This window comes from Streptomyces sp. P9-2 (assembly GCF_051903975.1).
Taxonomy (GTDB): domain Bacteria; phylum Actinomycetota; class Actinomycetes; order Streptomycetales; family Streptomycetaceae; genus Streptomyces; species Streptomyces cellulosae.
In genome coordinates this window covers 14,928-38,445 of record NZ_CP192634.1, presented here as the reverse complement: position 1 = coordinate 38,445, position 23,518 = coordinate 14,928, and the positions used below count along the sequence as shown (strand labels likewise).

15 protein-coding genes and 7 pseudogenes are annotated in these 23,518 nt (G+C 67.3%); 6 read left to right on the top strand and 16 right to left on the bottom strand.

Annotated features, from left to right (window positions below; all coding sequences use genetic code 11):
- Positions 1 to 361: 361 nt before the first annotated feature.
- The 5 genes and pseudogenes from ACQY0Z_RS32730 to ACQY0Z_RS32710 all read right to left on the bottom strand — a co-directional run.
- Positions 362 to 550, bottom strand: a pseudogene (locus ACQY0Z_RS32730) (IS5/IS1182 family transposase); the annotation flags it as partial.
- 57 nt (positions 551 to 607) lie between these two features.
- Positions 608 to 676: pseudogene (locus ACQY0Z_RS32725) on the bottom strand (hypothetical protein); the annotation flags it as partial.
- A 191-nt stretch (positions 677 to 867) separates the two neighbouring features.
- Positions 868 to 1,518: pseudogene (locus tag ACQY0Z_RS32720) on the bottom strand (transposase); the annotation flags it as partial.
- A 353-nt stretch (positions 1,519 to 1,871) separates the two neighbouring features.
- Positions 1,872 to 2,060 carry a hypothetical protein gene (locus ACQY0Z_RS32715; protein WP_019527355.1) on the bottom strand — a complete coding sequence of 63 codons (189 nt, stop codon included), beginning with the start codon at positions 2,058 to 2,060 and terminating at the stop codon, positions 1,872 to 1,874.
- Positions 2,053 to 3,501: a DNA-binding protein gene (locus ACQY0Z_RS32710; protein WP_189906880.1), complete on the bottom strand. Its 1,449-nt coding sequence runs from the start codon at positions 3,499 to 3,501 to the stop codon at positions 2,053 to 2,055. Before ACQY0Z_RS32710 ends, ACQY0Z_RS32715 begins: the two co-directional genes overlap by 8 nt.
- Before the next feature lie 1,277 nt (positions 3,502 to 4,778).
- Between ACQY0Z_RS32710 and ACQY0Z_RS32705 the strand changes: the two genes are divergently transcribed.
- Positions 4,779 to 5,234 (top strand): MSMEG_3727 family PQQ-associated protein, encoded by a 456-nt coding sequence (locus ACQY0Z_RS32705; protein WP_019527357.1) that lies wholly within the window; start codon positions 4,779 to 4,781, stop codon positions 5,232 to 5,234.
- A 16-nt stretch (positions 5,235 to 5,250) separates the two neighbouring features.
- On the top strand, positions 5,251 to 6,930 hold the full coding sequence (locus tag ACQY0Z_RS32700; protein ID WP_019527358.1) for a PQQ-dependent dehydrogenase, methanol/ethanol family: 1,680 nt from the start codon (positions 5,251 to 5,253) through the stop codon (positions 6,928 to 6,930).
- 405 nt (positions 6,931 to 7,335) lie between these two features.
- Here ACQY0Z_RS32700 and ACQY0Z_RS32695 read toward each other — a convergent pair whose 3' ends face one another.
- Entirely contained in the window at positions 7,336 to 7,647 is a 312-nt protein-coding gene (locus ACQY0Z_RS32695; protein WP_051101727.1) for a hypothetical protein, read from the bottom strand.
- Between ACQY0Z_RS32695 and ACQY0Z_RS32690 the strand changes: the two genes are divergently transcribed.
- A complete protein-coding gene (locus tag ACQY0Z_RS32690; RefSeq protein ID WP_439813202.1) occupies positions 7,646 to 8,146 on the top strand; it encodes a helix-turn-helix domain-containing protein in 501 nt (166 codons plus the stop codon). The two genes, ACQY0Z_RS32695 and ACQY0Z_RS32690, sit on opposite strands and share 2 nt — an antisense overlap.
- A gap of 50 nt (positions 8,147 to 8,196) precedes the next feature.
- Positions 8,197 to 8,490, top strand: coding sequence for a transposase (locus tag ACQY0Z_RS32685; protein ID WP_254588152.1), 294 nt, complete (start codon positions 8,197 to 8,199; stop codon positions 8,488 to 8,490).
- A gap of 53 nt (positions 8,491 to 8,543) precedes the next feature.
- Here the strand turns inward: ACQY0Z_RS32685 and ACQY0Z_RS32680 are convergent.
- Positions 8,544 to 8,926: pseudogene (locus tag ACQY0Z_RS32680) on the bottom strand (integrase core domain-containing protein); the annotation flags it as partial.
- 572 nt (positions 8,927 to 9,498) lie between these two features.
- On the opposite strand from ACQY0Z_RS32680, the pseudogene ACQY0Z_RS32675 reads away from it, so the two are divergent.
- Positions 9,499 to 9,804 (top strand): annotated as a pseudogene (locus ACQY0Z_RS32675) (ATP-binding protein); the annotation flags it as partial.
- A 91-nt stretch (positions 9,805 to 9,895) separates the two neighbouring features.
- On the opposite strand, the gene katG reads toward ACQY0Z_RS32675, so the two are convergent.
- On the bottom strand, positions 9,896 to 12,133 hold the full coding sequence (gene katG, locus ACQY0Z_RS32670) for a catalase/peroxidase HPI (RefSeq protein WP_439813203.1): 2,238 nt from the start codon (positions 12,131 to 12,133) through the stop codon (positions 9,896 to 9,898).
- Between the two features lie 213 nt (positions 12,134 to 12,346).
- A complete protein-coding gene (locus ACQY0Z_RS32665; RefSeq protein WP_026244199.1) occupies positions 12,347 to 12,898 on the bottom strand; it encodes a manganese efflux pump MntP in 552 nt (183 codons plus the stop codon).
- Between the two features lie 1,311 nt (positions 12,899 to 14,209).
- On the opposite strand from ACQY0Z_RS32665, the pseudogene ACQY0Z_RS32660 reads away from it, so the two are divergent.
- Positions 14,210 to 14,520, top strand: a pseudogene (locus ACQY0Z_RS32660) (IS30 family transposase); the annotation flags it as partial.
- A gap of 275 nt (positions 14,521 to 14,795) precedes the next feature.
- Here ACQY0Z_RS32660 and ACQY0Z_RS32655 read toward each other — a convergent pair.
- The 7 genes and pseudogenes from ACQY0Z_RS32655 to ACQY0Z_RS32625 all read right to left on the bottom strand — a co-directional run bounded on the left by ACQY0Z_RS32655 (position 14,796) and on the right by ACQY0Z_RS32625 (position 23,448).
- On the bottom strand, positions 14,796 to 15,398 hold the full coding sequence (locus ACQY0Z_RS32655; RefSeq protein ID WP_019527362.1) for a nitroreductase family protein: 603 nt from the start codon (positions 15,396 to 15,398) through the stop codon (positions 14,796 to 14,798).
- A gap of 152 nt (positions 15,399 to 15,550) precedes the next feature.
- Positions 15,551 to 16,930, bottom strand: a complete 1,380-nt coding sequence (locus ACQY0Z_RS32650; RefSeq protein ID WP_019527363.1) for an ATP-dependent 6-phosphofructokinase — start codon at positions 16,928 to 16,930, stop codon at positions 15,551 to 15,553.
- Positions 16,931 to 17,139: 209 nt separating this feature from the next.
- A complete protein-coding gene (gene glpX, locus ACQY0Z_RS32645) occupies positions 17,140 to 18,060 on the bottom strand; it encodes a class II fructose-bisphosphatase (protein WP_205526756.1) in 921 nt (306 codons plus the stop codon).
- Between the two features lie 226 nt (positions 18,061 to 18,286).
- Positions 18,287 to 18,874, bottom strand: a complete 588-nt coding sequence (hxlB, locus tag ACQY0Z_RS32640) for a 6-phospho-3-hexuloisomerase (protein ID WP_439813542.1) — start codon at positions 18,872 to 18,874, stop codon at positions 18,287 to 18,289.
- Between the two features lie 660 nt (positions 18,875 to 19,534).
- Complete coding sequence (tkt, locus tag ACQY0Z_RS32635; protein ID WP_037954398.1) at positions 19,535 to 21,604, bottom strand: transketolase; 2,070 nt, start codon at positions 21,602 to 21,604, stop codon at positions 19,535 to 19,537.
- 355 nt (positions 21,605 to 21,959) lie between these two features.
- Positions 21,960 to 22,589 carry a 3-hexulose-6-phosphate synthase gene (gene hxlA, locus ACQY0Z_RS32630; protein ID WP_020700116.1) on the bottom strand — a complete coding sequence of 210 codons (630 nt, stop codon included), beginning with the start codon at positions 22,587 to 22,589 and terminating at the stop codon, positions 21,960 to 21,962.
- A gap of 279 nt (positions 22,590 to 22,868) precedes the next feature.
- Positions 22,869 to 23,448 (bottom strand): annotated as a pseudogene (locus tag ACQY0Z_RS32625) (IS5/IS1182 family transposase).
- Positions 23,449 to 23,518: the final 70 nt, after the last annotated feature.

The window sequence follows — 23,518 nt, the reverse complement described above, 5'->3', positions numbered from 1 at the left end:
AGGTCCGCACCATGCGCAGACAGTGACCTCCAGCCTGGCAGGCCACACGGGCAGGCAGGCGGCACAGGCGCACACGCATGGTTTCGGTGCGACGTTCGCCAAGTCCTTGTTGTCGTGCCGAAGGCAGCAGGCGGAGCCGGGCTGGGAGACCGGCCCGGAGGTTCGCGGCGAGCATCGGAGCCATATCGATGTGCCATGACTGCCGGGGGGAAGGTTGTGCCGCCCCATGGCCGTGGCGGTGCGGATGCAGTTGCCGCCCCCGGCGGATGATCAGCCGCATCCCCCAGCCGGCCCCCACGGGCGTTCGGACCGGTGAACTCAGCGATGCGGCAACCATCTTGAAGCCTGCCGTCCTGTATCAACGAGCCCGGCAGGAGGTGCCCACCGTGCCGCCGGCACCTCGGTACGCCTTGTCCGCCGAGCACTTGACGCCGGCCTCGGCGAGCGCGTCGACGATGCCGTGTTCGCGGGCCGCACGGACGTCATGGACGGCACCGGGCAAGGCCGGCGAGGCCCCCAGCAGCCGACCGAAAAGATCTGTGAGGACCTGGCACACCTTGCGGATCGCTGTGACCGGGCCGCTGTGGCCGTCTGAGATGACCAGTCGGACGCCGCACAGCCCGTGTTCGCGCAGGAACTGGGCCCAGAACCCTTCGGTCTCGCTGTCGCCGGCCATGACACCGGCAACCTCGCGGCTGCCGTCCTGGGCGGCCCCCGGCGGCGATGACGATCGCCTGGGGGGCGTTGCGGTGGTCGACACGGGCCTTGACGTAAGTGGCGTCGAGGAACAGGCCGGGAAGCCGGGGTGTGGTCCAGCGGGCGCGTCCGGAAGGTGTCGAGCTGTTCGTCCAGGTCCGCGCAGCTCCGGGAGACCTCGCTCTGGGAGATGCCGGTGTCGCAGCCCAGGGCTTTGACCAGGTCACCGACCGAGCGGGCGGAGACGCCGTGCCCGTAGGCCTCCATGACGACCGCGCAGAGAACCCGGCCGATGCGCCGCCGGCGCTCCAGCAGGCTGGGAGAGGAAGCTCCCGGCCCGCAGCTTCGGGATCGCGAACTCGAGGCAGCCGCCCCTGCGTGGGTCACGGTCTTCTCCCGGTGCCCGTTGCGCCAGGTGGTGCCGGTGGCGGTGTGCTCGTTCCACTGGGCACCGAACCTCACACCCGCCTCGGCCTCGATCAGTTCCTGCAGCAACCGCTCGGCGGCCCCGCGGACGAGTTCAAGACCATCTGCCCAACGCAGCGGCTCACGCAGGCGAAGCAGGTCGTGCTGGGACAAGGCCACCGTGCCCCCTGGAGCGAACTGCCCGTCCACCCCGGACAGTTGCGCGGTGGCCTGCCAGTTGAGCAGACAGCAGACACCAGCAGACGGTGCACCCCAGGGAGCAGAAACCCGCGCACTCACGTGCTGCCGCGGACGAGCGGCCAGGAAGCGCAGGGCAGAGCCGGCACCTCGATGCCCGAGGGGTGGACAAGCAGGCGAAGCCTCTGGTGGAGACGGTTCTCCTGGTCGAAAACCCATCTACCAGGGGCTTCACCACGTTGTCAGTCCAACCACCGAGCTGCCGCACCAGGTTGGGAAGAACTCATTGCGGGGGAGCGGTTAGGGCGGACCAGCAGTACTGATGTCCCTGCATCCGGTTCCGCCCGTCGGGGCAGCGGTAGTTGCCTCGGTCATTGCCCAGTCGTACGTCGCGTAAGCCCTTGTGCCCGTGCCGTCTCCGCATCCGGTGCAAGGCCGACTTCGGCAGCCGGGCGGCGGCTTGATCACGCTCAGCTTCGTGGGCTGGTGACCTGATGGGTGGATGCGGCGTGGGGTAGGTCCGCCGCGAGGCGCGGCTTGGCCGCGGGGGCACAGCTCGTCGGGGACACCGGTCAGTGGTGTTCCTCGTTGCCGGCCCGCTCCTTGGTGAAGTACGGGCGCCGGCCGATCAGGCTCTGCCCGGTGGACGAGGTGAAGGCGAAGTGCACGGCGACCTGGTTCAGGCCCGTGCCGCCGGCCGAGCCCGAGTACTCGAAGTCCGGCTGGAGTAACCGGACACCGAGACCGGGGGGGTCACACACCGAGCATGCGCCTGAGTTCCGGAGCGTGGCGCCGCGAAACGGGAACGACCTCATGGGAACGAGCATTCATGATGAGGAAGAGCTCACCCTTGATGCCCCGCTCCAGTTCTGCCACACGGCGAAGGTTGACCAGAAAACGCCGGTGTACTCGACGAAATCCGTAAGACGTCAGCAACCGCTCGACATTGTCGAGACCGCGGGTCGCAGCTTGGATCCTCCCCCTTTCCGTGATCAGCCACACGATGTTCCGGTCCGCCTCGGCATAGCGGATCTCCGACGGAGCGAGCAGGACCAGCCGATCATTGCGCATTCCGATGACGCGCTGAGGAAGCGGGTTGACCGATGCTTCCGGACTGCCCACGTAAGGTTCACCCTCTTGCACCCCCAGAAAACACAGCATGCCCATCACGTGATTCGAGTCGACGATGGGCCGCATGGTCAGGGGAGTGGCCTCCCCTCCCGGGGACACCGGCAGACACGCGTAGCCGCTCCACTGTTCGCTTCCTTGCGCCTGGTCCATGGCCCACCGCAGCACGTCAGGAAGCCCTGAAATGTCCAGGGTCCAGCGCTGTGCCGGTTCGATCGCAGCCGCGACAACGGAGGGCTCGTCAGTCAGCCCGAGCAGTCTGACAGCTGCTTCGTTTGCAGCTATCACATTCCCTCCACGGTCCATCGCGATAAATGGACCAGTGACCCGGGAGCATTTTTTCCTGAACTCGGAGAATACTTTGTCCGCCTCGTAGACGGCGCGCCGGTAAATCTCCTGTTCGATGCACGCGACTGATTTCGTCAGCCACGATGCAATGGACGTGGGGAGCGGTGCGTTCCATCGCGAGATGTTGATCGACGCGACCGGCGAGCCGGTCACCACGTCGCGTATGGAAATGCCCGCGCAGGACCACTGGTGGAAGGCTTCGCACCAGTGCTCCGGCCCCGTCACAGTCACCGGGCCGGACACCTCGAACGAGGTTCCCATTCCGTTCGTGCCGGTGCACTCCTCCGACCACGACGACCATGGGGCGAGATTGTGCAACTCTGCCCGCCGCTGTGTGGTAGGGTCGCCCCATGCCCCAAGGACTCGCCCGTCCCCGTCCGTAACGGTGACGACGGCGTCGTCCCGTTCCACTTGCTTGCCGGCCATGGCGCCGAGGCCGCCGAGCGCAGTGAAGATCACGCCTGTGTCGGTTCGGTGGACGTCGGCCGGCGCCGCCGGTGCGGCATCCAACTTGCGGTCCACTTCGTACTGGTCACGGCATCGGTACCACGAAGCGAGGATCTCAGGCCGGACGCCCGTTTCAATGTCTTCACCCGCGGCGAAGCGTTCCCATGCACGAGCTACTTCTCTCGCCGATGAGGTAGCCACCAGAGGGCCATCCGCCATACGGCAGTCCTCACTGGGCCGGCTCGGTGCGATCGCCAGCGGTGGCACTGTCCCGGTCATGTGACTCCTTGTTGCCCGGCGTAGCGGTTCCCAACCACTGAGCAGGAAACCGTATGGCGCACGACATCTCAAGACGTGTGTGCGGTCTTCATCGTGTGTATGGGCAGGTCGTGAGAGTGCGGAGGCCTGGACGGCGCGGCTGGCCGGGATGAACGGAACGTGCGGCGCGCAGTGCCCGCCAGGACCTCGATCCGGCGGGGGCACGAGTGCGCGGCGGCCCGGCAGGGGGGGGGCGGACGGCGGTGCCGGGGCGGGCCCGGCCGACCGGGATCAGAACCTGCCACGGGCCAGGCATGCCCGCCAGACGCCGTGGGCGCCGGCTGCGGTCAGGTCGTGGGCGCGTCCTGTGTACCGCACGGGATGACGGTGCCCGTTCGCCGACGAAGCCGCCCTCGTCCGTACCGGCAGGGCTGCTTCATGGGGACTCGGCCCCCCAAGCGGCCAGGGCCTCGAGTCTCTCGTCCACATGCCGCCGGACCGTCGGCTCCGAGACGCCGAAACCCGCCCCTGCCTGCGCGCGAGCCTCACGTGCTTGCGCAGGCAGGGGCACGAATCAACGGGCCTGCTTGTAGCAGCCGGCCGCCAAGTCACAAAGGCGGACAACTCATTTAACGCCTGACCAATCGTCAAAACATCGGCCAGAACAACCTCAAGCCGACGCGAAGGCATGTCGACCGCTCGTGGGTGGATGCCCACCGATGATCTCCGCTTCACGACCGTTCGTAGGTTGTTCGCGCGCACTCATCCCGCTCTGCTTGTCCTCAAAGCGAGGGCCAGTTTAATTTACGTCAAAGGTCAAGCAACGCGGCCCGGCCCGATACGTACAGCACACGAGCGATCATCGGCACCAAACGCCTGTGTGCCGTCCGGGTTGGCAACAGACCAAAGGCGGTCCTACATGGCACAGGTACGCTGGCTCGACCCGGCCTCTCGCAGTCATGGCGAGGCAACGCTGCACAGGGCGTGGGAGCGGTATGCGGGGTGAAGGTGGCCTCCGTGGCCTACCCCCCGAGACAGCGATTTGCCGCCATAGGTCTGACCGCACCAGGGATTAAACCTGGACCCAGGCACAGGATTGACACGAACGGTATCTCCTGCCGGGGGAACGGCGGGCTCGGGCTGGCCGTGGCGACGAATATCGGAATGGCGTGCCGGGGTGGCGTAGCGCTTGAAAGTTTCCGACGTTGCCGTCAACGAGCCGACGCTTTCCGTTGGTGACATGTCCCGTGAAAACCCGTCAGAATTTTCATTTCTTGCTCACGAGGAGGTGAAGTCCGATGACGACTGCCCAGGAACAAGCCGATCTCCTGGCCGAAATCGGCGGACAGAACAAGGCGACCATGGGTGCCCTGCTCGGGACCGGCTCAATCGCCAAGGCAACCGAGCGTGCCGACGGGACGATGGAGGCGACCATCCGCATCCCGGAGGATGCGATGGCGTGGGAGCCCGCGGTCCTGGTGCTGCCGCACGCCGGCACCGTCGAGCTGACGATCATCAACGACGACAAGAACACCCACGCCTGCCTGCTGCCCAGTAACGGCGACAGGAAGTTCATCGGTCTGGTGAACCACTCGAAGGGCCGCGCGACGCTCGAACTGGACGGCCCCGGCTACTACTGGTACGGCTCGCCGGCCGGCAACGACGAGGGCAGGGGACTGACCGCCGCCATCGTCGTGACCGGCGAAGTACCGCCGGAAGCCAAGCTCGACCGACCCGCCCAGCCTCGGCCGTAGAAAGGTAGGAACCACCATGACCGTCGAATACGTCGACGCCGGCGAGGCGTTCAACCACAGCAAGCTCTCCAACATGCCGCACAGCGCTCCGGACGTGACGCGCGGCATCAACTACGAGCGCATCCTCCAGGCGCGCAGCGAACCGCAGAACTGGATCACCTACTACGGCGACTACGACGGCAAGCGGCACAGCCTGCTCGACCAGATCAACGCCGAGAACGTCAAAAACCTGAAGGTCGCCTGGATCCACCAGGCGAGCGCGACCGGCATGATGGCCTCCACCTCGACCTACGCGTTCGAGGCCTGTCCGCTGGTCGTCGACGGCGTCATGTTCGTCACCGGCTGGGACGGCTGGCTCTGGGCGCTCGACGCGACGACCGGCGAGCAGCTGTGGCGTTACAAGCACGCGATTCCCTTCGACGTGACGCTGTGCTGCGCCAACGTCAACCGCGGCTGTGCGGTGGCCAACGGCAAGGTCTACATGGTGACCCAGAACGCCCAGCTGGTGGCGATCGACGCCACCAACGGCCAGAAGGTCTGGCAGAAGACCATCGGCGACGTGCGGGCGGGCGAGAGCGCTTCGATCGCTCCGCTGGTCATCAAGGACACGCTCATCACCGGTTCCGCCGGCGGCGAGTACGGCGTCCGTGGCCACATCGACTGCTGGGACCTGGAGACCGGTGAGCATCGCTGGCGCACCTACACCGTGCCCAAGCCGGGTGAGCCCGGCTCGGAGACCTGGCCCGCCGACGGGGAGGCCTGGCAGCGCGGAGGCGCGAACCACTGGGTCACCGGAACCTACGACCCGGAGCTGAACCTCTACTACGCAGGCACCGGCAACCCGGCTCCCGACTTCGACGGCGAGGTCCGTGAGGGGGACAACCTCTACAGCGACAGCGTGGTCGCGCTGGATGTCGACACCGGCGAGATCAAGTGGCACTACCAGTTCACCCCCCACGACCTGTGGGACTACGACTCCACCATGGAGATGACCCTGTTCGAGCGGGACGGCAAGAAGCTGCTCGCCCACTTCGACAAGAACGGGTACATGTTCGTCCTCGACCGCACCAACGGCGAGCTGCAGCACGTCACGCCGTTCGTCGACCGGATCGACTGGGGCGTCATCACCCGTGACGGCAAGGTGACCCCGCGGAAGTACCCGGACAAGGAAGGCGAGCCCGTCCACTTCTTCCCCGGCCCCGCCGGTGCGAAGGAATGGACGCACGCGTCGTACAACCCGGACCACGATCTGTTCTACGTTCCGGTGGCCGACGTGGGTGCTACCGCCACCCGACGCCGTCGCGAGTTCAAGGAAGGCATGCCCTACTGGGGCGCCGCCGTCGAGGTCGACATCGACAACATGGCCGGGTCGGTCAGCGCGTTCGACTCGCACGGTGAAGAGAAGTGGCGCTACCGGCTCGACATGCCGATGGCCGCGTCGACCCTCAGCACCGCGGGCAACGTGGTGTTCGCGGGAACACCCGCGGGCGAGTTCATGGCGCTCCATGCCGAGACCGGAGAGAAGCTCTGGAGCTTCCAGTGCGGTAGCGGTCACCACAGCAGCCCGAGTACCTACATGGTCGACGGCAAGCAGTACATCACGGTGCCGGTCGGCTGGGGTGGCTGGCTCGAAGGCATCGTGCCCGGCCTGTCCGGTCAGGGCCACGGTGCCGCGGTGATCACGTTCTCCCTGTGACAGGGCGGTGCCACTGACGTGGCACGGACGCGAGACACGAGGTAACTCCCCGGTGGTTTCCCCACTCACCCGCCCGGTGATCGAGTCGTCCCGGTGACGTCGCGATCACCGGGCCAGTGTTTTCGCACCGACGGGCGAGGAGAACGGCTACGCCAGGTCCGCCGTAGTCTCGCCGGTGGTGGATGTTGCGCCCCGCACCTCGGCCGTGGGGAAGCCAAGTTGAGGAAACAAAAGGTGATCTGATGAACCAGCCGCCGGTGCCCCAGCAGGACACTGCCGAGCGTGGGCCGTGCCACTACTGCGGAGAGGCCTACGAACCCGGCGATCACGCGCGGCACACCGAACCGGTGCACTGCGGGCCCTGTATCACGTGCGTCGACAAGCCCCCGTGCTTCAGCTGCCGTCTCATGTACTGCGTGTGCGACGTGCACAGGTATCGAGGCTGAAAAGCCCCCGCAGCCTGCAGCAAGCCGGCTGTGCCGAGCCGTACGTCCCATGCACGGAGAAGGTTCCGGAGAAGAACTGCCTTCCCACCGGGCGGGTGACGGCGGCCGCGGAAAGCCCCCTGACGAGCTCGTGCACGGTAGGCCGTGAGGCGTCGAGTTCCTGATCGTCGACCATCGCCGTGTGGCCGACGAACGCGTCTCGTGCAGCGATCGCGATCATCAGCGACCGGAGGATCACGGGCCTCTCGGCCGGCGCGATCGCCGAACTCATGACCGACCTGGGCCCGTTGTGGCACGAACGGCACCAGGCCAGACTTGCGTCCCGGCCACGGAAGCCGGCGATCGGTGCCGGCACGAAGCACCGGCTGCTCCTCGTCGACGGGCTCCTGGCCACGCTCGTGCACCTCCGTCACGGGCCCCCGCACGACGTGCTCGCCTGCGGGTTCGGCGCAGACCGCTCCACCATCACCCGTGCCATCGGCGCAGTGCGGCCCCTGCTCGCCGAGCGAGGCTGCACCGTCAGTCCCGGCGTGCGGTTGCGGACGCCGGCCGAGGTCGTCGACCACCTCGGCTCCAGGGGGAGGACCGGGATCGTCGACGCCATCGAGATCCCGCCTCCGGGCGCAAGAACCGGGACAGGTTCATCTCCGGCAGGAGCAAGCAGAACGCCGCCAAGACCATGGGTGCTCACGGACGGGGACGGCCGGGTGCTGTTCTGCAGCCCGACCAAGCCCGGAAGCTGCGCGGACATCACCCACGCCCGCCGGTGAGGGCCGGTCAAGCTCCTGGCCCACGGGCCCGCCGTGGAAACTTCTCGCCGATGCCGGCTACCAGGGCCCGGGCGGCGCAGACCAGCGGTCGGGTGCTGACACCGCCGCACCGCAAGTTCAAGAAGAACACCCCCGACTGGTACAAGGAGATACGCGAGCGGCAGCGGAAGGCACAATCCTCACGACGCATCCGCCTCGAGCACAGCATCGCCCACCTGAAGAACTGGCGAGCTCTGACCCGCCGCCTCGGCCGCCGCGAGCACACCAGCGACACCGACCAGACCGTCGCCGGTCTGCTGTTCCACCAGCAGAGCGGGGACCTGACGTCGGCGCGGCAGAGGTGAACACCGAGCCCCCGCCGCCATCGACGCCTCACCGCCTACCGTGCACGAGCCCGCTAGGCGTACTGAGCCGTGAGGTGGGGGACGCGGCTGGCGGGTGGTCGGCTTGCAGGGCGGTGTGCCGCGGTGGTGATTGCAGGTGTGCAGCCACTGCGGGAACCCTTGGCGGCGTTCGGCTTCTGACCGGCAGGGGCGGGCGTAGGCCCACTCGTCGAGCGGGGTGCGGTGGAAGCGTTCGACCTTGCCGTTGGCTGGCGGGCGGTAGGGCCGGGTGCGCTGGTGGGTGATCCCGGCCGCTGCGAGGGTGTCGCGCCAGTCGTGTGAGCGGTAGCAGGCGCCGTTGTCGGTCAGTACCCGTTCAACGGTGATCCCGGCCTGGGTGAAGAACGCTTGGGCACGGCTCCCATAAGCCGGTGGCGGTTTCCTTCCTCTCGTCCGTGTGATCTCGCTGCAGGCGAGGCAGCAGTGGCCGCCTCGGAGGCCCCCCGAGACCGGCACCGGCACCGGGATTGGGCGATCGGCCTTGTCACCGCCGTCGGCACGGACGGCAACGCCACCCAGGCCGCCGGCACCGCGCGGCACGTCCATGTCCGCGCGCTCGGGGTAGCGCTCGGCGGCGATGACGTGGGGATCCGGCGCGGTGAGCGCATCCCGCAAGCCACCAGCGGCGCCGAGGCCGCGTTCTTGACGATGACCCCGATGCCGCGACCTGGCTCATCGCCGGCCGCAGCCTCCAGCACTCACCGAGTCAAGGCGGCCAAGACGGCCGAGGACGTCACCTTGTCAAAGCCGCACCCCGAGCAGCAGTTGACCGCGTGCCGCGCACGCCGCGGTCACCGGCCTCCTCCCCGAGAGGGCATGCCGCTCGTCCTGGACTACCAGGCCGACCTGAACACCGCCGAGCCGACCCCAGCGAGTGACACCCACAGCCTGCAGCCCGGCACCTCCACGGGCCACACCCGGCCTCGCCCCACCCCTGTATCCGACACCGGCACCGCGAACAGGACCGATCTGGTAATCCCGCTCCGCCAGGTCCACCGCTCCGCCGGCGACCCGCTGGCCGAGGCGATCGCCCTCACCCGCCGCGTGACATCCCCTCACATCCGCCGCATCTCGCCGGGCGATCCCCACCGTGAAGGTCCGACGCCGGGACCCGGCCGAGGCCGTGCGCATCCAGCAGGCCGAAGGGGCCGCTGGACGCGACCGCGTCAACCTGCACACCACGCCGCCACAAGCGCGCCGGGTTCCCGTCCCGGGAAGACCTTCGGCGACCGGGACGAACAGGTGTCCTCCGTGCCGCGCGCAACCCGCAGGGCCCAAACGCGCCGGTCACGCAGGCCGCGCACATCCCGCCCCTGCCCCACGTACACACTCGACCCCCGGTCAAGGCGGCTTCGCCCGTCTTCCCCTAGCGCAGGTCGAAGCGGTCGAGTTCCATGACTTTCACCCACGCGGCGACGAAGTCCTGGACGAACTTCTCGCCCGCGTCCTCGCTCGCGTAGACCTCCGCGAGCGCCCTCAGCTCGGAGTGCGAACCGAAGAGGAGGTCGACCCGGCTCGCGGTCCATTTCACCTCGCCGGTGTCCCGGTCGCGGCCCTCGTAGATCGTCGTCCAGACGTGCCCGTTCTGCCTCGGCGCCCACACCGTCCCCATGTCCAGCAGGTTGACGAAGAAATCGTTCGTCAACGACCCCGGCGCCGAGGTCAACACACCCAGGGAGGAACCTCTGTAATTGGCTCCGAGTACCCGCAGCCCGCCGAGCAGCACGGTCATCTCAGGCGCGCTCAGGGTCAGCAGGCTGGCCCGGTCGACCAGCATGTGCTCCGGCGGCATCCGGAAGCCTTTGCCAAGGTAGTTGCGGAAGGCGTCCGCCGTGGGCTGCAACGCGTCGAACGACTCGACGTCGGTCCACTCCTGGGTGGCGTCGGTGCGCCCGGGGCGGAACGGAACGGCGACCTCATGGCCGCTGGCCGCGGCGGCCTTTTCCACCGCGGCACAGCCGCCGAGCACGATCAAGTCGGCCATCGAGATCCGCTTGTCTCCCCGTTGGGAGGCGTTGAAGCGCTCTTGGACCGCCTCAAGTGAGGACAGGACGACAGCCAGCTGCTCAGGTTCGTTGACCGGCCAGCTGCGTTGCGGTTCGAGCCGGATCCGCGCCCCGTTCGCCCCACCGCGCTTGTCGCTGTCGCGGTACGTCGAAGCCGACGCCCACGCCGTGGAGACGAGCTGCGCGACTGTCAGCCCCGATCCGAGGATCTCGCGCTTGAGGGCGGCGACGTCGTCGGGGTCCACGAGCCCGTGGTCCAGCTCGGGCACCGGGTCCTGCCAGATCAGCCGTTCGGCCGGGACGAGCGGCCCCAGGTAGCGCTGGATCGGTCCCATGTCGATGTGAGTCAGCTTGAACCAAGCCCGTGCGAACGCGTCCTGGAACTGGTCCGGGTGCTCCAGGAACCGCCGCGCGATCGCGTCGTAACTCGGGTCCTGCTGCAAAGACAGGTCGGTGGTGAGCATGACCGGGTGGTGTTTCTTGTCCGGGTCGAAGGGGTCCGGCACGGTGCCCTCGCCCTGGCCGTCGCTCGGGACCCACTGCCACAGGCCCGCCGGGCTGAGCTCGACGTCCCACTTGTACTCGTACAACGTTTCGAGGAAGGTGTGGTCCCACTGGACGGGCGTGCGCGTCCACATCCCTTCCAGCCCGGTGGTGACCGTGTCCGCCCCGTTGCCGCTGCCGTACCCGCCGAGCCAGCCCAGGCCCTGCGCGGTGAGGGGCGCTGCCTCGGGCTCGGGGCCGCCGGTCACGTTCGGGTCCGCCGGACCATGTGTCTTGCCGAAGGTGTGCCCGCCCGCGATGAGCGCCACCGTTTCCTCGTCGTTCAGCCCCATCCGTTTGAAGGTCTCCCGGATGTCGCGGGCGGCGAGGACCGGGTCGGGATTGGTGGCCGGGCCCTGCGGATCGACGTAGATCAGGCCCATTTCGGTGGCCGCCAGCGGCTCGTCGAGTTCGTGCAGACCGCTGTACCGTTCTTCGGCCAACCACTTGCGTTCCGGACCCCAGTACGTCTCGTCGGGCTCCCATACCTCGGCACGGCCGCCGCCGAACCCGAACGTTTTGAAGCCCATCGACTCCAGTGCCCGGTTGCCGGCGAAGATCATCAGATCCGCCCAGGATATCTTGCGCCCGTACTTCTTTTTCACCGGCCAGAGCAACCGGCGCGCCTTGTCCAGGTTGCGGTTGTCCGGCCAGCTGTTCAGCGGGGCGAAACGTTGCATCCCGGCGCTGGCACCGCCCCGGCCGTCGCTGACGCGGTACGTACCCGCGGCATGCCACGCCATGCGCAGCATGAGGGGACCGTAGTGACCGAAGTCGGCGGGCCACCAGTCCTGCGAGGTCGTCATCACCTCGTCGAGATCACGCGCCAGCTCGTCGAGATCCAGGGTATTGAATTGCTCGGCGTAGTCGAAGTCCGCGTCCAGAGGGTTGCCTGCGGGTTGGTTCCGGTGCAACGCCTTCAGGTTGACCCGGTCCGGCCACCAGTCGTTGGGATTTCCACTGGCCGTCGGATGATTCCGCCGCCGCGCCGGCTGCCCCTCGTTCAAGACCTTGTCGTAGGTGCGGTAGACGTGGGTGTCGGGATTCTCGGGCATGGAAGTCCTCCCAGGTGTTGCCGAGCCTGAGATGTCGGTGCCTGGGCGCATCGCGTCGGGAGACCGGCACCGCGGCCACGGTTCGCCCGGCCGCCCGCGGCCGACGATTCGCCCTTGTAGATGCTGAACAGGGATGTCGCCCTGACCGGGCGCTTCAGCACCCGGTCAGGGCGAACCCGGAGAACGGGCCGGCGCGGCGGTGGCGCCCGCCGTTCAGCCGTTGAAGGCCAGTGGCAGCAGGATCGCTGCCCCGACGAGTGAGATACCGCTGAACAAGTCGGAACGGATCCGGACAACTTTGGCGGCCATCCGCCCCACGAACAGTCCGGTCAACGACATGACCACCGTCATGGCACCGAAAGTCAGCATCGGGACCACGAGAGAAAACCCGGCGATCCCCAGACCGGTGCCTGCGAGGAAATTGTCGATGCTCAGTGTGAGCGGCATGCCGAAGAGCGTCACCCACGGATGGTCCATCTCTTTCGGCTCCGGATTCCGGATCGCGCTGACAAGGAAGCACAGACCGTACACCCCCAGCGCGGCCGCCCCGATGTATTCCGCCCAGTCACCCAGAAAACCACCCAGGTAGTGGCCGACCAGTCCTCCCAATAGCGGGCCCACAGTGTCAAATATCCCGAAGATGAGGGATATCTGCACGGCGCGGCGCCAGCCGAACGGAATGGTCCCTATGGCGATCGCCGAGCGAAAATTGTCAAGACTGAGCCCAAAAGCGAGCGTTACCAGCGGAATAAATTCGAGAGCCATCTGAACCACCCCAAAGATTCAACGACAATCCAGATTGTTTCGGTAGCCAGAACTCACTTGCTGCTGGGGTGTGCTCGCTCTTCCCGGCCGGAACCCCGGCCACGTGCGGCATTGCTGCGGGGCACCCCGCCTGAGCCCTGCACCTTCGCGGATCCGATCACGGATGCGATTGGCGTTAGAACGTGGCACGTCGAACCCGCTTCCAGCGAATGACGCAAGGCCCCTGGGCTGTCGATGCTCCGGGGCCTTGCGCCAACGCAGACGTAGTCCCGTCGCAGGGTTCAGTCACCTGCCGCGACTACGGGAAATCGGGCAGGACGGCCCGTTGAGTCCGGCTGTCAGCCCCGGTAAAAGTATCCGCTGGCCTCAGCGCAAACCTCGATGACCGTGTATTCCGGAGTCTCCCACGTCATAACTTCCTCCTCTTGCTGGCTGTACCCGAAGACTGGGCGAAAATCGGGCAACGTGATCCGCGCAATTTCGAGGACCGCGTCTCGAAATTCCGCGTTTTCGAAACCGTATCTTTGATTTAACAGAGTTACAACTTGCGTTCCACTAGCGGGCGGTAACCGGTGTCGAACGGCACCCTGGAGCCTACGAACGGGAACCGACGGCACACGGCGCGCGCAGGTCGATTCCAGTGGTCGTCGCAACACCTGGTCGCGGAGGTGTTGCGTGAGAAGACCGACAGGGTGGGCGACGGCAGTGGCGCATGCCGTCGGTCAAGCGCAGCCCGTCATCGGGCCGGTACCTGTCATTCGAGGAGCGCGAGAAGAGCGCGTGGCTCAACGCCCAGGAGGTAGGGGGCGGGAGATCGCGCGCAGGCCGAGCCGGTCGCCGTCGACCGTCTCCCGGCGGTCGGAACTGGCGGTCATCGTTGACACCTGGGGCTCCGGTCACTGCAGAGATCCACAAGCCGACGTCCCCTCCCACCACTCCGCCGCTTGGCCATGAGGCCGAGCGGCGCCTGGCGGCGGTACGCCACGTCCAAGAAGTCAGCGGGAACCGCGCCGGGTCCCTGTCCGCCTTCTGCCGGCACGCTCTCGACAAGGGCATCGCCCGCACCCTGCACCAAGCCCCGCACTCCGCGGCTGAACGGCAAGGTCGAACGCTCTCACCGCATCGACGCCGAGGAGTTCTACCGGCTGCTCGACGGACGTCGTCATCGACGACGCCGAGTCCTCGACGAGAAGCTGCGCGAGGGGAGGACTGCGGCAACTACCCCGCCCCCACGGGGGCCCCGGCGGCAGGGCCCCCTACGAACGCCTCGAGCAGAAGACCACGGCTTTGGCGTAATCGGTCAACGTCAGTGGCACGCTCAAGCGCGAGCTGGTCGCCTGCCTGTGCACCGGGCGTATGCCGCGGTCCCGCGGGCGCCCGGCGGCGCCCCAACGGTCACGCCACATCCGAGGTGATGATCAACGAGCGGCCTGCCGAGGATCGCGCGGTCCCAGGACACGGGGAGGACGACCTGATAACAGGCACCGGCCGGTCCGCGGGCGGTGCGCTCGTGGAGCGCACGACGCGGTTCGCCATGCTGCTGCACCTGCCGCGGATGGACGGCCACGGCGTCGAGCCATGCGTCAAGAAGGCCCGCCGTGGCCGGCCGCGGCGCCGAGGCAGCCGGCCCGCACCCTGTTGCAGAAGTCCGCGATCCACGTCGCGATCTTGAGCCTCGCCTCGCCCGCGTGGCGAAGGTGCGTCGGCCGACGTACTCGACCTCGAGAACCGAGGGGAACGGCTCCACGGCGGCGTTGTCCGGCGCCGGCCCGAGCTGCACCACGCCCCAGCGGCCGGCGGGCCGCTGGGATGCCTGCGATGTGTGTCGCCTGGGACAGCGCGGAATACGGCGTTGGTGGTCGAAGGGGGATACGCGGGCACGGGCAGGGGGCGAGGTTCAGGGCCCGACGGGAAGCGGATTGCCCCAGCTCTGTGCGAAGAAGGTTTCCGCAGGAGGGCGCCGCTCACGGGCGGCGGTTTCGCGGTCCCGCAGTTCCTGCGGGAGGAGTTCCGGCGCGGCCAGGGCTCCTATCGCGGTGATGGAAAGAGGCTGGTAGCCGTCCGGAACACCCAGCGACGTGCGCAGCCGCTCAGGGTCGAAGCCGCCCATCTGGTGGGCGTGCAGCCCCAATGCGCGGGCCTGCAGCGACAGTTGGGCCACCGCCAGCCCGGTGTCGTATGCGGCGCCGGGGTGCGGCGTGCCGCTCTCGAGGCGCTCCGCCGCGACCGCCGCGACCAGCAGCGAGCTGTTGCCTGCCCACAGCCGGTTGCCGGGCGCGAGGGTGGCGAAGATGCGCCGGTACGTCGTGTCGCCACGCCGCCCGACCAGGAAACGCCACGGCTGCGAGTTGCGGGCGGAGGGTGCCCACCGGGCCGCCTCCAGCAAAGACACCAGCTCTTCGTCGGTGATCGTGTGGGTCGCGTCGAACGAGCGCGGGCTCCAGCGCTCGGCGAGAAGCGGGTGGACGGCCACGGCCGTGTTCGCGGTGCGAGGCGACATGCGTCCTGTCCTTCTTCGATTCATGGGGCGCGTACACACCGAGGGACGTCTCCACTCCGCCCCCGGCTGCGTAGCCCGCCGAGTACGGATGCGACTACTGCGAAGCCTGCCAGGAAGACCTGCGCACCGCCTGGACCACGGCCCGCGCCGTCTTACGAAACCCGGTGCAGCTCACCACGGTCTGGCGCCGGACCGAATCTGGCCGGCTGGCAGGTGGTTTCGAGCACGGACATCCACAGGTCACCGTCCGGGTCGACCTGGTTGCGACGGCTGGTCATCAGCGACAACGGGACATGCACGAAGCGTCGCCGCCAGCGCGCGACAGCGGCTTCGGTACGCCCCGACATGGCAGCGTGCACCGCGGCATGGGCCAGACGCAGGCAGTAGACACTGTCATAAGCGTTGGCGGCGACGCTGCGGATTGCGTAACTCGGGTCGATGTAGCGCATCGAGGGGGCAAGGCCGACCGCAGTCAGGTGGGCCGTGATGCTCTCTTTGAGCAGCTCCCCGATGTTGCCGAGTTTGACGTTGCCTGAGGCATCGGTTCCGCGACCGTTGTACTGATGCAGGCCGTGCTTTTCGAAAAGGTCTTGGCCTGCCCCCTCGGCGAGGACGATGACCACGAAGCCCTTGGACCGCACGTGCTGCTCGACGTGGGCCAACAGGCCGTCAGCTCCCCCAAGGGCGAAGGGGATTTCAGGGATCAGGACGATGTCTGCGGAATTGGCGGCCAGCGCAGCGTAGCTTGCGATGAACCCGGAGTGGCGACCCATCAGCTTCACGATCCCGACGCCGTTCGGGCTGGCTGCAGCTTCGACGGAGACCGAGGATATGAAGTCGGTGGCCCGCGCGAACGCGCTTTGGAACCCGAACGACTGATCAGTGAAGGGCAGGTCGTTGTCGATCGTCTTCGGCACCCCGATGACAGCAATGTCGAGACCGCGCATCCTGATCGCCTTGCTGAGGAACGTCGCGGCGCGCATCCCCCCGTCGCCACCGATGACGAACAGGATGTCGACGCCTCGCATGACGAGGCTGTCGACCATCTCGTCGGCGTCCTGGCCACCGCGTGAGCTGCCCAGAATGGTGCCGCCGGCGTTGTGGATGTCGCGAACTCGATCAGGCGTCAATTCGATGGTGTCATTGCGGTGTTCGGCCGTCAGGCCCTTGAGGCCATTCCGGAACCCTAGAATCCGCTTGACCTTGTAATGTACAGAGAGTTCTTGGACGAGACCGCGGATGACATTATTGAGGCCGGGACACAGCCCTCCGCACGTGACGATGCCGGCGGTCACGTTCGCGGGGTCGAAATAGATCTTCCGGCGCGGCCCGGCTGCTTCGAAACTCGGAACGCGGTCGGGAGGAAGGCTGTGCTCGGTAAGCATGGAAACCGTGTCCTCGAGCAGGACGCGGTCACCTTCCGCAACGTAATGCGGAGAGGTCTGCTTGGTGGAGAGCACCTCGGAGAACGGCGAATCGTAACGGCACTCGCCCAGGCGGCGCACGCGAAGGTCGTCCAGGTGCAACGTCACCGAATCTCCTCAATCGTGATGGTGTATGTGCGGCAGCTGCAGAAAGTCGTGGCTGAGCTTCCTTGATCACGGTGCAGTGCCGGCGTCTGTGTGCCCCGCCCTCAAGCCGATGAACAGCGGCGAATGAGCACGGCACGGCTATCTGCAGCGACTTGGTACGTGTCCGCTCGGGAATGGACGCCACGGAGAACCGGAAACCGCAGCGCGCACTATGCGGGAAACGCTTCGAAGGTGGTGTGTGTTACATGGCGAACCTGCCCCTTGGAGATCAGGAGCGACTCGGCGATTGTCGTGCCGTCACATTCCCGAGGACGTCCGAGAAGGGGTCCTCCGCTGACGCCGGTGGCAACGAAGAAGGCATCGCCGGCTACGAGCTCGTCACAGCGATAGACGCGGTCGACAGACATGCCCGCCGCGCGGATGGCCTCCGCTTCCTCGTCACGCTGAGGGGCCAAGCGGCCCACCATGCCGCCACCCAGGGCACGGACCGCCGCGGCGGTCATCACTCCCTCGGGCGTTCCGCCGACTCCGAGGAGCAGGTCAACGTCGAGCGTCGGCAGGAGCACCGCCAGGCTCCCCCCGACATCGCCTCCTGCCGGCGTCTGCACGGCCGCGCCCGCCCGGAGCACCCGTGCGATCAGCTCCTTGTGCCGCGGCTTGTCCATGATGACAACACGGAGCTCGCTGACCTTCTTTCCGAGAGCCTCGGCGACCTTGACCAAGGTGCGCTCGGGAGGGTCGCTCAGATCGATGACGTCCTTCGCCCGGGGAGGCACCACGATCTTGTCCATGTAGAAGCCGGGACCAGGTGACCACAGAGTTCCTGGTTCGCCGAACGCGATCGTGGCCAGGGCACCGGGCAGGTCCTTCGCGCAGAACGAGGTTCCCTCCAGGGGATCGACGGCGATGTCGAAGTCCGGGCCGTGCCCATTGCCCACGACTTCACCGTTGAACAACATCGGGGCGTCGTCCTTCTCTCCCTCCCCGATGACCACCGTTCCTCGCCCAGGTGCATCGGCCAACGCCTCGCGCATGGCCGTCGTCGCCGCTGCATCGGCGGCTTTTTGGTCGTGCCGGCCTACCCAGGCGTAGCTGGCCACCGCAGCGCTGCGGGTAGCCGCCAGAGCCACCGCCTCCAAAGTATGGATATCGACGCAGGCTCGCGGTGCGACCTCACTCCCACACTGCATTTTGGGCTCCCATTCTTGTGTGTAGCTTCAGGACAGAGAGATCGCGGCACATACTCGATTGATCCAAACCGTGCGACCAGCTCGATGAACCGCCTGCTCCTTCTTCCATGCGCCGAGCGCGAATCACACCGTTCCTTCAGCGCCGGCCTCACAGAGTGCGTAGCGGTTACTCGAGATTCGCGTGAAGGCGCCACAGCTCGCGGGCCCGGGTCCCGCTGGTCTTCCACAGCGTGTGAAAAAGCGCGTCAGTGATCAGCAGGACAGACTGTTCGAACAGGCTGCCGGCGTACTGGACGGAGGCAGTACCGTCGAAGTCCTGCTTGTCCGCAGCCGGAATGATGAGTATTTCGGTTGCGGTTTCAGCCAGCGCCGAATCGGCCGCCGTGGTCAGCGCAATCACGTCCGCGCCCTGATCACGAGCAGTCTGAGCCGCCCGCACCACCCGGGCCGTCGACCCCGAGCCCGATGCCGCCACCAGGACGTCCCCCGAGCCGATCGCCGGAGCAGTCGTCTCACCGACGACGTGGGTGGACAGTCCGAGGTGCATGAACCGCATCGCGGCCATCTGCAGGGCGAGCCCGCTCCGCCCGGTGCCGATGGTGAACACCTTCGGCGCCTTGAGCAGCAATTCGCCGGCACGGATCCAGGACGGGGAGTGCACCCCCACACGCACCTTTTCCACCTCGGCGACAACAGCACGCGTTGCATCCACGAAATGACCGACTTCGAGTTCCTTTGATATTGACTGCGTCAACGAGATCGTCCTCCACTTGCGGGGCGGATGGCATTCGTTGGTCACTTGCGCTGCCACGGATCCGGATCCTCCAGAGAGGACCCTTTGCCCGCTGCGGCCAGGACAGCCATCGCACGGATCGTCTGAGAGACACACCGCACCTTCTCCATGGACGGAGTTCCTGCTTCAGCAGGAGACCCGCGGGCCAGAGTGCGGATAATCTACGTGGGCAAAATAATTGTCCATCTGCGTACTGACCGGCAAGGCTTGCGACATTGAGAAACATTATCCTGTGATTAGGATAATGAATGACGGTCGGCATCATTGCTGGTGCTCCGTCTTGCGGGTCGGCGAAGGTGGGGTATGTGCGGGCGCAGCTGCAACAGCATGCTGTGCCCCCCTGCGAAGGCCCCGGCAGCCAGGTGAGGCCAACCCGGCCCAGGACGCCATCGAGGGCGGTCACCGTGCCGTTCACCGACGCTTCGAGGACCGCCGGCCCACCGCCAACCGTTCGCAAGAACCTATTCGCAGGCGATGCGGCCGGGAGCAGACCGGGAAGAGGAAGCGGCCCCGGCTTCTCGCCGGGGCCGCTGGTGCAACCGCTGTCCAGGAGATCCCATCAGCCTCGTCCAGCAGGTTCCGGACTGATCACGGACACCTCCTGCCGCCTGCGGCCGGGCATCAACTCGGCTGCACGGACCGCACACTTCGTCGCGCCGCTTCGACCACGGCCTCGGTGGTGATGCCGAACTGGCTGAACAGGGTCTTGTAGTCTGCCGAAGCACCGAACCGATCCAACGACACGATCTCGCCCGCGTCCCCGACGATCCGGTGCCACGGCTGCGCCGTACCCGCTTCGACGGCGACCCGGGCGCGCACCGACGGAGGCAGCACCTGTTCCCGGTAGGACCGGTCCTGCCGGTCGAACCACTCCATGCAGGGCATCGACACCACTCGGGTGGCAACCCCTTCGGACTCGAGGATCTTCCTGGCCTGAACGGCCAGCTGGACCTCGGAACCGGTGCCGACGAGCACCACCTCGGGGCTGCCCGAGGACGCCTCGGCGAGTACGTAGCCGCCGCGGGCCACCCCCTCGGCGGAGGTGCCCTCCAGTGTCGGCACGTCCTGCCGGGTAAGCGCCAGCCCGGCCGGGCCGCTGGTGTCCTCCAGCACGGCCTTCCAAGCGTGCGCGGTCTCGTTCGCGTCGGCGGGGCGCACCACCGACATTCCGGGGATGGCACGCAGCGAGGCCAAGTGCTCGACGGGCTGGTGGGTCGGGCCGTCCTCACCGAGGCCGATCGAGTCGTGCGTCCACACGTAGATGACCGGCAGCCGCATCAGCGCGGCCAGGCGTACCGCCGGGCGCATGTAGTCGCTGAAGACGAGGAAGGTGCCGCCGTACGGGCGGGTTCCGCCGTGCAGCGCGATGCCGTTGAGGATCGAGCCCATCGCGTGCTCGCGGATACCGAAGTGCAGCGTGCGACCGTAGGGATGGGCCTTCCACGCGTTGGTGGAAATCTCGGCCGGGCCGAAGGAGTCCGCACCCTTGATCGTGGTGTTGTTGCTCTCGGCAAGGTCCGCCGACCCGCCCCAGAGCTCGGGCAGCACCTCGCCGAGCCTGGCCAGTACCGCGGCCGACGCCTTGCGGGTGGCGACTGCCTGGGCGCCGGCCTCCCAGGCGGGCAGACCGTCGGCCCAGCCGGGGGGCAGCTCACGCTTGCTGATCCGGTCCAGCAGCGCCTTACGCTCCGGGTTGTCCTTCGCCCAGGCATCGAACTCCAGTTGCCACTTCTCGTGGTCGGCCCTCCCGCGCTCGGCCACCTGGCGGGCATGGCGCAGGACCTCGTCGTCGACCTGGAAACTCTGCTCCGGGTCGAACCCGACGGCGCGCTTGACCGCGGCGAGTTCCTCGGCGCCCAGCGCGGCACCGTGCACCTTGCCGGAATTCATCTTGGTCGGCGCCGGGTAGCCGATCACGGTGCGCAGCACGATCAGGGTCGGGCGGGTGGTCTCGGCCTTGGCCTGCTCAACCGCGTCCAGGAACCCTGCCACGTCCTCGCCGCCGTGCACCGTGAGGACGTGCCAGCCATAGGCTTCGTAGCGCTTGGCGGTGTCCTCGGACAGCGCGATGCGGGTGTCGTCCTCGATGGAGATCTCGTTGCTGTCGTAGATCACCGTGAGGTTGCCGAGTTGCTGGGTGCCGGCCAACGACGAAGCCTCCGAGGTGACGCCCTCCTCGATGTCGCCGTCCGAGGCGATCACGTAGATCTGATGGTCGAACACGCTCCTGCCCTGCTCGGCGTCCGGGTCCAGCAGGCCACGCTCGCGGCGGGCGGCCATGGCCATACCGACCGCGTTGGCCAGGCCCTGGCCGAGTGGGCCGGTGGTGGTCTCCACGCCCACGGTGTGCCCGTACTCGGGATGACCAGGAGTCAGCGAACCCCACTTCCGCAAGGCCTTCAGGTCATCGAGCTCCAGGCCGTAACCGGACAGGAACAGCTGAATGTACAGGGTGAGGCTCGAATGGCCGGCTGAGAGCACGAACCGGTCGCGCCCCAGCCATTGCGCGTCGTTGGGGTCATGCCGCATGACCCGCTGGAACAGCGCGTAGGCGACGGGCGCGAGGCTCATGGCCGTGCCGGGGTGTCCGCTCCCACAGTGCTCGACCGCGTCAGCGGCCAGCACGCGGGCGGTGTCCACCGCGCGCTGGTCCAACTCGGTCCAGTCCTCGGGGAGTCGCTTGGTAGTCAAGCGAACAACCTCGTCAGTTGATTCGATCGCGTGGTCACTGGAGATCGATTCGTTCGCTGCCATAGACGCGCACTCCTGAATAATTTCGGTTTTTCTCGAATTCGTACCGAGGGGAATCCGTCATGACGGCCGCCAGCAACCGCCCTTTTCGATCGGGCCTGCAAAGGGCGGGGCAAGACCCTGGGAAATGCGCTCAAGCAGATCAAGGACGGCCTGGCGTCGCAGGCACCGCCCCGACGCCGCCGCAGACAGCGCGCCAAGGACCGAAGTCACGATTCAGCTCGAGACTCACTCGGCGCATTCCGGTCAAATTCGAAACTACATGGAATGGGATGCGGTGTTGGGGCGGGTCGTGTCAGGCGGTTGCGCGCTTCTTGAGTTCGTAGGCGGCCGCGGCCGGGTCCGGGGCGTTGTAGATCGCTCCGCCGGCCACGGCCACGGTGGCCCCGGCTTCCCGGACGGAGGCGATGGTGCCGATGCCGACACCGCCGGCGATCGAGAAGGGGACGCCGGCCCGGCGGCCGTCCTCGAGCAGGGTGTCGATCGTGTAGCCGGGCCGGGCCTGCTCGTCGAGGCCGGCGTGGATCTCGACGAACGTCACGCCCAGCTCGGCCACTTCGCGGATCCGCTCCACCCGGCCGTCCACCACGGCGATCATGTCGGCGACGACGCTCTTGCCGTACTTGCGGCCGGCCGACACCGCCCCGCGCACGGTGTCGTCGTCGGCCGCGCCCATCACCGTGATGAGGTCCGCTCCCGCCTCGAACGCAAGAGTGGCCTCCAGCTCGCCGGCGTCGGCCGTCTTCAGGTCGGCGAACACCAGCTTGTCCGGGTGCGCGGCCTTGATCGCGCTCACCGCGCCGATGCCCACGGACTTCACCAGGGGCGTCCCCAGCTCGAGGATGTCCACGTGCTCGGACACCTGATTCGCCAGAGTCAGCGCCGAGGGAAGGTCAAGGACATCCAGCGCAACCTGCAACTGCATTACATTCTCCTCATCGGTGAAGACGGTGCTCCGCACACGTCGGTACACACCTCGGGCTAAGGGCATGGACATCCGCACACCCGCCACCGAGCACAAGATCGGTTACCAACCCTCACAACAATTGCCCACCGCCCAAAACCCGGCAACACCCCGCGTCATGCGAAAGCACAATCCCGTGATGCGCACAATAAATAACCACCCGTCACCGCCGGTTGAGTTTTCCGTTTGGATCGCGTGCGGCCGCAGGGCGGGGGAGCGCAGCGTGTCGTATACCGGAAGTCAGCGCTCCTGCGATGAGCCTTGTCCAGCGTTGTGCCTGTGCAGGGTGGGGACGGCGTTGGCGATGACGGTTGTGCGGTCACCGGCTGATGCGGGGCGGGCTTCGGGCCGTGCCGTGCCGCGTTCGACGGGGCGCTCGGTCCTGGGCCAGTGCGCGGTCGACGGCTGTGGTGTGTGGGGTGGTTCGCCGCCGGGTGGCCGTTCGAGCCCGGTGGTGACCTGGGGCCGGCGCCCTGTCCGGCGCGGTCGGGCCAGGCGGGGACGTCCTGTTGCTCGTGTATCCGGTTGATCCGGGCCGCGGGCCGCGGGCCGTGGTCGGGCCACGGGTGCGGCCCGGCCGGGTCGGCGAGAGCCACAGAAGCCGGCCCTCGGGGTCGGTGACGGCCTGGAGGCGGATATGCCGACCCCGGCGGCGATCTGCCCAAGCGTGTCGTGACGGCGCAGGTGGACCAGGCCGACGAGGGCATGCTGGGGCGGCGGGAGCCTGCAGCGCCGCACCACCCTCACTGGTGACGACGAGCCTTGTGACCCACTTGACCAGCGCATGCGACAGGTCGAGTGCGGCAAACCAGGGGACCAACCAGGCTCCCGGGCCAACAGATTGAGGCTTCGAACCCCGCACCCGTCGGTGTGGGAGCCGCCCTGTGCGT